The following is a 1,538-nucleotide window of genomic DNA, read 5'->3' as shown; positions in this document are numbered from 1 at the left end:
CCTTCACATCGAGCTTGCCGTTGGCTGTCAGCGGCCATGCCGCCACGGCCATAAAGATGGATGGCACCATGTAGTCGGGCAGGCTCTGGCCAAGCTGTGCCCGCAACGGTGCGCTGTCGATCACCGCCTGCGCATTGAGCACGTAGGCAACCAGGCGCACCTGTCCGGCAGAACCCTTCTCGGCCAATACCACCGCGTCGTCGACACCTTCGCAGCCGCGCAAGGCTGACTCGATTTCACCGAGCTCGATGCGGAAACCACGGATCTTCACCTGATGGTCGCCACGTCCAAGATATTCAAGCTCGTCGTCTGCCGTCATCCGCGCCAGGTCACCCGAGCGGTACAAGCGTTCGCCTGCCGCCAGCGCCGGATGCGACACGAAACGCTCGGACGTCAATTCCGGACGATTCAGGTAGCCCTCCGCTACCCCCGAACCGCCGACACACAGTTCGCCCACCACACCGGTTGGCACCGGTTCCCCGTGCCGGTCAAGCAGCCACAACGTCAAGTCCGGAATCGGACGGCCGATCAGGCTGCCGCGGTTGGCCTGGGCATCGGCCCGGCTGATCGCACGGTACGTCACGTGCACCGTGGTTTCGGTAATGCCGTACATGTTGACCAGTTGCGGAGCCGTGTCGGCATGCAGCTCAAACCATGGCAACAACTTGTCCAGCGCCAGGGCCTCCCCTCCGAACACCACCCAGCGTAGCGCCAGGAGCGCTTGCACCTGACGGTCTTCTTCCATGAAAGCGTAGAACGCCGTCGGCGTCTGGTTCAGCACCGTCACGCCCTGCTCGCGCACCAGTTGGTAAAACTCCGGTGTCGATTGCGCCACTGCGCGCGGCACCACCACCAGGCGCCCGCCGTGCAGCAATGCACCCCAGATTTCCCAGACCGAAAAATCGAAGGCGTAAGAGTGGAACAGGCACCAGGTGTCGGCCGCACCGAAACCGAACCAGCCTTCGGTGCTGGTCAGCAAGCGCGCCACATTCGCGTGCGACACCATGACGCCTTTCGGCTTGCCGGTCGAACCGGAGGTGTAGATCACGTAAGCCTGCGCGGTCGCCGACACCGCCACTTGCGGCGCGTGCACCGGCCAGGTGCCATCGGCGTCGTCAAGCAGCACCACCGTACCGGTGCCGGCGCTTGCGCGCGTGGCCACCTGTGCCACAACCAGTGTCACCGCGGCATCGTCAAGCATGTAGGCGATCCGCTCCGCCGGGTAGATCGGGTCAAGCGGGACGTAGGCCGCCCCGCATTTAAGGATGGCCAGGATCGCCTGCACCACTTCGCCCGAGCGTTCCAGGCACAGCCCGACGCACGCGCCGGGCGCCGCGCCCGACGCCAGCAGGCGATGCGCCAGCTGGTTCGATGCCGCCTCCAGTTCGGCATAGGTCCAGTGACGCTCGCCATCGGTCAAGGCCACCGCCTGCGGCGTGGCCAGTGCCTGCGCCGTAAATAGCTGGTGCAGGCACTGCGCCGGTGCCGTCGATTGCGTCGCCCGCCCCAGCTGCAACAAGCGTTCGCGTTCGGCAGGC

1 protein-coding gene is annotated in these 1,538 nt (G+C 65.5%); it reads right to left on the bottom strand.

The features are described 5' to 3' along the window. The coding region (locus SJI03_RS28715; RefSeq protein ID WP_322429445.1) for an amino acid adenylation domain-containing protein at nucleotides 1-1,538 on the bottom strand (1,538 nt) is incomplete at both ends.

The organism is Janthinobacterium sp. GMG1, assembly GCF_034427795.1.
Taxonomy (GTDB): domain Bacteria; phylum Pseudomonadota; class Gammaproteobacteria; order Burkholderiales; family Burkholderiaceae_D; genus Janthinobacterium.
The sequence above is the reverse complement of the archived record's forward strand: the minus strand, read 5'-3'. Positions and strand labels throughout refer to the sequence as shown.